General features: G+C 25.9%; 11 protein-coding genes. 4 read left to right on the top strand and 7 right to left on the bottom strand.

The features are described 5' to 3' along the window. Positions 1–111: 111 nt before the first annotated feature. Positions 112–1,152, bottom strand: coding sequence for a pseudaminic acid synthase (gene pseI, locus GQV94_RS07435; protein WP_200170421.1), 1,041 nt, complete (start codon positions 1,150–1,152; stop codon positions 112–114). Positions 1,153–1,260: 108 nt separating this feature from the next. Between pseI and pseA the strand changes: the two genes are divergently transcribed. The 3 genes from pseA to wbuZ are packed head-to-tail and all read left to right on the top strand — an operon-like array spanning position 1,261 to position 3,747. Next, complete coding sequence (gene pseA / locus GQV94_RS07430; RefSeq protein WP_200170420.1) at positions 1,261–2,397, top strand: pseudaminic acid biosynthesis protein PseA; 1,137 nt, start codon at positions 1,261–1,263, stop codon at positions 2,395–2,397. Continuing rightward, a complete protein-coding gene (hisH, locus tag GQV94_RS07425) occupies positions 2,382–2,999 on the top strand; it encodes an imidazole glycerol phosphate synthase subunit HisH (protein WP_234126469.1) in 618 nt (205 codons plus the stop codon). The genes pseA and hisH overlap by 16 nt, the downstream gene beginning before the upstream one ends. A 1-nt stretch (position 3,000) precedes the next feature. Then, positions 3,001–3,747: a glycosyl amidation-associated protein WbuZ gene (gene wbuZ / locus GQV94_RS07420; RefSeq protein WP_200170418.1), complete on the top strand. Its 747-nt coding sequence runs from the start codon at positions 3,001–3,003 to the stop codon at positions 3,745–3,747. Here wbuZ and pseH read toward each other — a convergent pair. The 6 genes from pseH to pseF form a co-directional block, all read right to left on the bottom strand. Further along, entirely contained in the window at positions 3,712–4,188 is a 477-nt protein-coding gene (gene pseH, locus GQV94_RS07415; protein WP_200170417.1) for a UDP-4-amino-4,6-dideoxy-N-acetyl-beta-L-altrosamine N-acetyltransferase, read from the bottom strand. The genes wbuZ and pseH overlap by 36 nt on opposite strands. Continuing rightward, positions 4,185–5,006 (bottom strand): UDP-2,4-diacetamido-2,4,6-trideoxy-beta-L-altropyranose hydrolase, encoded by an 822-nt coding sequence (gene pseG, locus GQV94_RS07410; RefSeq protein ID WP_200170416.1) that lies wholly within the window; start codon positions 5,004–5,006, stop codon positions 4,185–4,187. The genes pseH and pseG overlap by 4 nt, the downstream gene beginning before the upstream one ends. Before the next feature lie 13 nt (positions 5,007–5,019). Next, positions 5,020–5,730, bottom strand: coding sequence for a WbqC family protein (locus GQV94_RS07405; protein ID WP_200170415.1), 711 nt, complete (start codon positions 5,728–5,730; stop codon positions 5,020–5,022). After that, on the bottom strand, positions 5,727–6,404 hold the full coding sequence (locus tag GQV94_RS07400) for a class I SAM-dependent methyltransferase (protein WP_200170414.1): 678 nt from the start codon (positions 6,402–6,404) through the stop codon (positions 5,727–5,729). The genes GQV94_RS07405 and GQV94_RS07400 overlap by 4 nt, the downstream gene beginning before the upstream one ends. 267 nt (positions 6,405–6,671) lie before the next feature. Beyond that, complete coding sequence (locus tag GQV94_RS07840; protein ID WP_234126467.1) at positions 6,672–7,094, bottom strand: hypothetical protein; 423 nt, start codon at positions 7,092–7,094, stop codon at positions 6,672–6,674. Continuing rightward, a complete protein-coding gene (gene pseF / locus GQV94_RS07390) occupies positions 7,085–7,780 on the bottom strand; it encodes a pseudaminic acid cytidylyltransferase (protein WP_200170413.1) in 696 nt (231 codons plus the stop codon). Before pseF ends, GQV94_RS07840 begins: the two co-directional genes overlap by 10 nt. Before the next feature lie 77 nt (positions 7,781–7,857). Here pseF and GQV94_RS07385 point away from each other — a divergent pair. Further along, positions 7,858–7,959: DUF2920 family protein (locus GQV94_RS07385; protein ID WP_200170360.1), on the top strand; the 102-nt coding region annotated here is incomplete at its 3' end.

Raw genomic sequence — 7,959 nt, 5'->3', positions numbered from 1 at the left:
TATCTTTACCTTGTATGAGTTCAAATTTAAGATTTGATTTTATTTTATTTAGTTCTTCTTTTAAGAAAGTATTATTTAGAGCATTTAGGTTTTTTAAGAATAAAGAGGGGGTCATAATTTTTCCTTAAAATGTTCTTCTTTTAAAGGTTCTCCAAATTTTATATCTTTAATAGCTTTTAAGCCTAAAATTTGATTATAAAATTTTGGATGAAGTCCAAAGGAAGGTCTTATACTTTTTATATTAGATGTTGTAAAAATTTCACCTTTTTTAATATCTTTACTTGCATATAAACTTCTTGCAAAGACTCTATTTTGAAGTGTTTTTTTGTTTAATTTTAAACTTCCTTTTCCTAAGGCTTTTTCACATTCTCTTACAGCTTTTACCATGCTTTTAAATTCATTAAAATCTAAACTAAATCCACTATCTTCACTTTTTATGTTTTTATCTATCATAAAATGCTTTTCTATAACACAAGCTCCTAAAGTAGTGGCGATAATAGGTGCTAAATTTCCAAAACTATGATCGCTTAAACCTACTCTTACACCAAATTGCTCTCTTAAAGTTTTAATAGCATTAAGATTTAAATCTTTTGTTTTAGATGGATAAGATGAAGTGCATTTTAAAAAAATAAGTTCATCATTTTTTTCTTCTTTAAAAATCTTTATAGCCTTATAAAGCTCTTCTTTAGTAGCAATTCCAGTTGAAAGTAAAGTTGGTTTTTTCTGTTTTGCTATATAGCGAATTAATTCTTCATCATTTGCCTCAAAAGATGCAATTTTATAAGCTATAGGATCAAAAGTTTTTAAAAAATCAACATCTTCTTTACTAAAAGGACTTGAAAAGCATAAGATATTACATTTTTTTGCATGATTAAATAATTTTTGATGCCATTCATAAGGTGTTTTGGCTTTTTCATAAAGTTCAAATAAAGTTCTTTTATCCCAAAGCCCGCCTTTTATGATAAAATCATCTTTTTTGCAATCAAGAGTAAGACTATTGGGGGTATAAGTTTGAAATTTAACAGCATCAGCTCCTGCTTTTTTTGCCATTTCAATACTTTTTAAAGCAAGTTCTAAACTGCCTGCATGATTAGCCGAAAGCTCTGCTATAATAAATACTTTTTGATTAAGATTGAAATTTCCTATATACATAAAAATCCTAGATATTTTTTACCACTATCGGTATTATTTTATAATTATTTTAATAAAATTTATATTTTTTTAGACGATTTATTCTTTTCGAAATTTAAAGGAATCAAAATGAATTTTTGTAAAAAATGCATAATGCCTGATACCAAACCTGATTTACATTTTGACAATGAAGGGATTTGTGATGCTTGCAGGTCACAAGAAATGAAAGATAAAAAAATTGACTGGGGACAAAGAGAAAAAGAATTTTTAGAACTCATTAAAAAACACAAAAAACATCCCATATATGATTGTGTTATAGGTGTTAGCGGGGGAAAAGATTCTACTTTTCAAGTATTAAAAATTTTAGAGCTTGGATTAAATCCTTTATGTGTTTGTTTTGAGCCTAGTATTCCTACTAAAATAGGCAAAAAAAATCTTGCTAATTTAAATAATTTAGGTGTTGATCTTATCCATATTAAAAGAAATCCAAAAATTTATAAAATATTATCAAGAGAAGCTTTTATAAGGACAGGAGATAATGAATGGCAAAACCATTTGGGAATTTTTACAAGCGCTCCAAGAATTGCTGTTAATTTTAATATCCCTTTAATCATTTGGGGAGAAAGTCCTCAAATAGAATACGGAGGGCCTGCGAGCAGTAAAGAAAAAAATATTTTAGGCAGAGAATGGCTTGAAGAATTTGGAGGACTTTTAGGCAATCGCATTAGTGATATGATAGGAGTAGATGGTTTAAAAGAAAAAGACTTGTATTTTTATACTTACCCAAGTGATGAAGAACTTAAAAGAGTTGGCGTGACTGGATTATTTTTAGGATATTATTTCAAATGGGATTATAAAATAAATCTCCAAATAGCACAAAAATATGGTTTTTCAACTTCAGATCGTCCTGTAGAAACTACTTATGAAAACTTTGAAAATTTAGATTGTTATAGCAATCATTTACACGATTATTTAAAATATTTAAAATATGGTTTTGGAAGAGCTACTGATAATGCTTGTTTGGATATACGCTTAGGCTATATAACCCGCGAAGAAGGCATAAGACTTGTTAATAAATATGATGGAAAACCACCTAAAAAAGCAATTAAAAAATATTTAGAATGGAGTGGTTTTTCCAAAGAAGAATTTCAAAAAATTCTTGATAGTTTCACTAATAAAAAAATTTTTAAACGTGATGAAAACGGCAATTTTTTAAGAGATATTGATGGATCTTTAATCCGCAAGGAAGAATGTATTTTAAAATGATTGGAGTAATTGATTATAAAGCTGGGAATTTAAATTCTGTATTAAAAGCTTTAGATAAAATTGGAATGTCAAATTTTTTAATACAAGAAAAAACAGATTTTCAAAAAGCTAAAAAATTAATTTTACCAGGTGTAGGTTCTTTTAAAGAAGCTATGAATTCCTTAAAAGAACTTGACTTTATCTCTGTACTTAAAGAAGAGGTTTTAACTCATAAAAAACCTATTTTAGGAATTTGCCTTGGAATGCAACTTCTTTTAGAAAAAGGTTATGAGGGCGGAATTTGTAACGGACTTGGCTTTATTGAAGGCGAAGTCATACCCTTTAATGAAAATTTAAATTTAAAAATTCCTCATATAGGATGGAATGATATTGAAATTTTAAAACAAGTTCCTCTATATCAAGGAATTTCTAATAAAAGTGATTTTTATTTTGTGCATTCTTTTTATGTAAATTGCAAAGAAGAATTTATAAGTGCAAAATGTGATTATGGAATTCAATTTTGTACTTCTTTGCAAAAAAATAATATTTATGGTGTGCAATTTCATCCTGAAAAAAGCCAAAATTTAGGCTTAAAACTTTTAGAGAATTTTTTAAAGGCTTAAAATGTTAAAAACAAGAATTATTCCTTGTGTTTTACTTAAAAATTCTCAACTTGTTAAAAGTATAGAATTTAAAGATTATCGCACTATAGGACATCTTATAAGCACGGTAAGAATATATAATGCTAGAAATGTAGATGAGCTTATCATACTAGATATAGATGCTTCAAAAAATTCTCAAATAGATTTTGACAGCCTTAAAGATCTAGCTAAAGAATGTTTCATGCCTTTAACAATAGGAGGGGGCATAAAAAGTATTGAGGATATACAAAAAATTTTAAATTTAGGTGCTGATAAAATAAGTATAAATTCTAAAGCATTAAAAGAGCCTGACTTTATCACTCAAGCAGCAAATCGTTTTGGCTCTCAGTGTATAGTTTGCTCTATAGATGTAAAAAGAAAAAATAACAAATTCTATGTGTATGATAAAGGAAATTTATTAGATATTGATCCTTTAGAACTTGCTTTAAAATATGAAAAATTAGGTGCTGGAGAAATACTTTTAACTTCTGTAGATTTTGAAGGAAAAGCACAAGGATATGATTTAGAACTTTTAAAAATATTTCAAAATAAATTAAAAATCCCTCTTATTGCTAATGGGGGACTTGGAAAACCAAATGATGGTATTAAAGCCTTAAATTATGGAGCCGATGCCTTAGCTGGAGCTTATATTTTCCATTTTTCACAATACACTCCAAAAGATATAAAAAATGAGTTAGCTAAAAATGGTTTTTTTGTAAGAATGATTTGATAAACTTATATAAAACATACTTTCATCTTCCATTACAATAGAAAAATGATTCTTTTTATATAATTTTAAAGCTTTCTCATTATTTTTAAAAACACAGGCTTTTAAAATTCCAACCTTTAAAGTATTAAAAGCATAGTTTTTTATTTCTTGAATCAATATTTTCCCCATACCTCTTAATCTTGGTTTTGCATAAAGTCCAAATTCACAAGAATGTGGAGTAATATTTACAAAACTAATCACTCCAATAGCTTCTTTTTCTTTATAAACTAAAAAATATTGTTTATCTTTTTGATATTTTAATTCTTCTATAAAATTTAAATGTTCTTTTAAATTGATATTTTTAACTTTCGCAAAAGAAGAAACTTCATCATCATTGCGCCACATTAATACACGTCTTTTTTCTTCTTCGTTAAGTGTAGCAAAATCTTTAAGAAAGATCATTTAATTTCCACCTCATAACCTTTTTTCATTAACCATTGTGCTATTTTTTCTTGATTTTTTGCATAAGCAATAGCTTTAAAATTGGCTTTTAAAATTAGAGCTTCATTTACCAAAGAAGAGGCACTAATGATTAATTTTTTACTCTCATTCATCAATTTAGCCAAATTCTCGCTATCAATGTTTAAAGTGATATTTTGATTAAACTCTACGAATTTTTTAAGTTTTTTTAGATTTTTATTTGCACTTGTTGTAGCAATAATAATTTTTTTATCCATTGGTAAATCTTTGGCAATTTCAAGGGAAAAATTTTTCGCATCTACTCCTCCTAAACAAATAAAATAATCCCAAATTTTATCCCTTTGAATTTTACTTTCAACATAAAATTCTTCTCTAATTAAAGCATAAGAAAAACCACATCTTAATTCGCATTTAAAAGGAACTAAACCTTTATAGTCTTCTGCTTTTGCATAGGCATTAACATTAAGTAAAATATCACAATAATGCTCTTTTAATTCATCATCAAAACTTAAAATTTTAATACCTGTTTCAAGTTTTATTAATTTTTCATCATCTTTATCAATATCATAATGATCAATAACCAATAAATCAAAATGATGATCTTTAATCAAATGGATAAGTTCATAAATACTTGCACTTTCTAGCTCAAAAACAGGATAGGGAATTTCATCTATCAATGATCCTTCTAAAGGCAAACAAGCAAAATAAACTTCATCATATTGTTTTGCTAAAATAAGATCGCGCTTTATATGACCAAGCCCTAAATTAGCAGAACTATCACTTCTAAAAAGAACCTTCATATATTAAAAACCTTTAATTTTTTTGTAATATTTTTTTAAATTCTTCTCTTGGATCTTTTACGCTACATAAAAAATCAACTACACTTAAATAAGGTATAAATCCCCCCCCCCGTTTATTTAAATTTTGCTTATATACTGGATGAGTAAAATCAAAATATGAAATATTTATTTCATTATCTTTAAATAATTCCTTAGCTTCTTCTTTATCTAAATAAATTTTAGAGCCATTAGCTGATAAGTAATCTTTAGCGTCCAATTTTTTACAAATTGCAACAAGTAAATTTTCTCTTTTTAAATCACTTAAATCTAGCATCGAAGATCTAAACAAAGGCGTATTAATCTCTAAAATTTTACAAATTGCATTAATTAAAGAGATATTTAACTCGCATAAATTTTCGTGTTTATTTAAATTATATTTTAATGAATCAAATATAAGATTAAAATTATCACTTTTACTATAAGCGTGATAAAAAGTTTTTAAAATCTTATCTTTCCATTTTGTATCTTTGCTTAATTTTATATCGCAAATTAAAGTTTTTTGTGATGTTTTTTGATGTGAAAGAGAAATAAAGTGCTCCTTTTCTTGAAGTCTGATCTTATTTCTACTTTGCCAAGATCTTTGCTCGAATTGGACATTATCTAAAAAAACAAAATATTTAACTTTTGCTATCATGTAAAAATAGCCAATCCAAGGCAAAAAAGTAGGTTGCATTATAGCTATCATTTTATCTTTCCATAAATCACTATATCACTATCAAAAATTTTCGCATCATCTTCACCCATAATATTTGTAGCTTCATAATTTAAAACTTTAAAATCATATAAATTTAAATACTCTTTTAAATATTCTACAAGTTCGTATTCTTGATAAAGAGTATTAATGCAACCTAACTCTCCAGTTGTATTATCATGATTAATTTTAAAAGCATTGTGTGCTATTTTTTCTCCAAAACCATAGCGAAAATCTCGAATACTTCTAGTTCTTAAAAAAAACAAAGCATTCTCTTTATACATTTTATATTCTTTTGAATTTTTTAAAAGATTTAAAAAGTCTTCCCTATGAAGATAATTAATTACATTAGGAATTAAAAAAATATCAGCTTTAACATCAGGACTTTTTTTAGGAAATTCTAAAATATCATCTTTAAAAAATTTAAAATTTTTAGCCTTAATAATATTTGTAAAATTAAAATTAGCATTTTCTATATTTGATTCATTTAAATCTACTCCTAAACATTCATAATCATAATTTGCAAACAAAGAAAGATTATTACCATTAGAACAAGCAAATTCTAAAACTTTTTTATTTGTATCTCTTTGATGTAAATTATTTTTAAAAAAAAATTTAATCACTGCTAAATCTGGGAATTTCAAACCTTTTAAGTCTCTAATATACATTATTTTCCTTCTATTTTATTTTTCCATATACGATTATATCGCTATCTTTGATAAAAATTTTATTTTTAACATTGATATTTTCGCTCATAATTACCTCAAAATCATATAAATTTAAATACTCTTTTAAATATTCTACAAGTTCGTATTCTTCATAACAAGTGCAAAGACAATCTTTTTCTCCGCTAAATTCATCATTATTTAAAATAAAACTTCCATTTTCTAATGTTTTTCCAAGTTTATAACGATAATCTTTAATACTTCTTGCCCTTAAAAAGAAAAAAGAAAAATCCCCCCCCCCATAGCATAAAGATGGTTCTTTCTAGTGTTTAAAAGCAGAGTTTTAAGCTCATTTTTAGCAATAAAATTAATTACATTAGGAATTAAAAAAACTTTAGCATTTAAATTTTTATAATTTTTAGCAAAATCTAACATATTTTCATTAAAAAATTTAAATTTTTTATATTTTAAAATTTTATCAAAATTATATTTTGCATTTTCATAATGCTCTTTACTAAGCTCAACACCTAAACACTCATAATCATAATTTGCAAAAAGGCTTAAATTGTTGCCATTGTGTGAAGCAAATTCTAAAACCTTCGCATTTTTTAAAGTATCAAGTTTATTTTTAAAAAACCATCTTACAATTTCCATATCAGGATATTTAAATCCTTTTAAATTCTTTATAAACATCCTTGATTCCTTTTAAACAGCAATTTAGCAAATTCTAAATCTTGTGGAGTATCTATATCACATACCAAAGTTCTAGGCAATACATAAACACTAGAATAAGACTTAAACATAAAATTAGTTTCAAGCCAAGCTTTGCTCTTTCCAAAATAAAATGTTCCTGTATCATGATAAGCTTTGATTAAATCTTGTGATCTTTTATTATAATATTCCTCATCAAACATAAAAACATTTTGTTTATCATCTAAATAAAATGCCCTTTTTATAGGGTATGCAAACTCAGTAGCACCAAAAAGAAATTTACTCTCATTTTGAGTAAAAATTTCATAAGCATCTTTTAAAATTTTCTCATCAATCAAAGGCGCTGTTGCATAAAGACAACAAACATTATCATAATTTTGATTTTTTAAAGCTAAAACTTTAATGGCATTTTGCACAACAGCCGTACTTGAAGTAAAATCATCACTTAAGCTTTTATCTCTTTTAAAAGGAACTTTTGCTCCATATTGTAATGCTACTTCTATGATCTCATCATCATCACTTGAAACAATAACTTCATCAAAAAGTTTTGAATTTAAAGCATTTTCTATACTATAAGCAATCAAAGGTTTGCCTAAAAAATCAACAATATTTTTTCTAGGAATTCTTTTGCTTCCTCCACGTGCTGGAATAATACAAAGATTTTTCATTTTTGCCCTTCAAAATTAAAACTTTATTTTACTAAGTTTGAGTATAATTGTTTCTTATTTTTACAAAAAGATTTACTATGTTAATTAACAAATCCTATAAAATTAATTCTTGTGATGATGTTGAACTTAATATAAAAAGAGAAAGTAAGCTTGAGTATAGACTTACTTTTGATGATAGT

Source organism: Campylobacter sp. TTU_617, assembly GCF_016599045.1.
GTDB lineage: Bacteria > Campylobacterota > Campylobacteria > Campylobacterales > Campylobacteraceae > Campylobacter_D.
This window is presented reverse-complemented; position numbering and strand designations above follow the sequence as displayed.

Excerpts from the sequence above, each read along its gene's own strand:
- pseA (WP_200170420.1), top strand. The coding sequence starts at position 1,261 with ATGAATTTTTGTAAAAAATGCATAATGCCTGATACCAAACCTGATTTA.
- pseI (WP_200170421.1), bottom strand. The coding sequence starts at position 1,152 with ATGTATATAGGAAATTTCAATCTTAATCAAAAAGTATTTATTATAGCA.
- wbuZ (WP_200170418.1), top strand. The coding sequence starts at position 3,001 with ATGTTAAAAACAAGAATTATTCCTTGTGTTTTACTTAAAAATTCTCAA.
- pseH (WP_200170417.1), bottom strand. The coding sequence starts at position 4,188 with ATGATCTTTCTTAAAGATTTTGCTACACTTAACGAAGAAGAAAAAAGA.
- GQV94_RS07840 (WP_234126467.1), bottom strand. The coding sequence starts at position 7,094 with ATGTTTATAAAGAATTTAAAAGGATTTAAATATCCTGATATGGAAATT.
- pseF (WP_200170413.1), bottom strand. The coding sequence starts at position 7,780 with ATGAAAAATCTTTGTATTATTCCAGCACGTGGAGGAAGCAAAAGAATT.
- GQV94_RS07405 (WP_200170415.1), bottom strand. The coding sequence starts at position 5,730 with ATGATAGCTATAATGCAACCTACTTTTTTGCCTTGGATTGGCTATTTT.
- hisH (WP_234126469.1), top strand. The coding sequence starts at position 2,382 with ATGTATTTTAAAATGATTGGAGTAATTGATTATAAAGCTGGGAATTTA.
- pseG (WP_200170416.1), bottom strand. The coding sequence starts at position 5,006 with ATGAAGGTTCTTTTTAGAAGTGATAGTTCTGCTAATTTAGGGCTTGGT.
- GQV94_RS07400 (WP_200170414.1), bottom strand. The coding sequence starts at position 6,404 with ATGTATATTAGAGACTTAAAAGGTTTGAAATTCCCAGATTTAGCAGTG.